Genomic DNA, 255 nt, shown 5'->3' with positions numbered 1-255 from the left:
CGCCGACGCTCCCGGCGTGCACTGCGTGCAGACGCTCGGCGACGGCGAGGCGCTGCTGCGCACCCTCGCCGAGGTGGAGCGCCGCCGCGGGCCCCGGCACGCGGTGGTCGTCGGCGCCGGCTACATCAGTGTGGAGATGGCCGAGGCACTCGCCCTGCGCGGCTACCGGGTGACCGTGCTGGACCGGGCGGAGCAGCCGATGACCACGCTCGACCCGGACATGGGCGAGCTGGTCCGCGACGCCATGGCGGGCAT

At 75.7% G+C, this 255-nt stretch carries 1 protein-coding gene; it reads left to right on the top strand.

Annotated features, from left to right (window positions below):
- Positions 1 to 255: FAD-dependent oxidoreductase (locus GL263_RS29370; protein WP_182858490.1), on the top strand; the 255-nt coding region annotated here is incomplete at both ends.

Source organism: Streptomyces durbertensis (assembly GCF_014156695.1).
In the GTDB taxonomy this organism is placed as follows: domain Bacteria; phylum Actinomycetota; class Actinomycetes; order Streptomycetales; family Streptomycetaceae; genus Streptomyces; species Streptomyces durbertensis.
The sequence above is the reverse complement of the archived record's forward strand: the minus strand, read 5'-3'. Positions and strand labels throughout refer to the sequence as shown.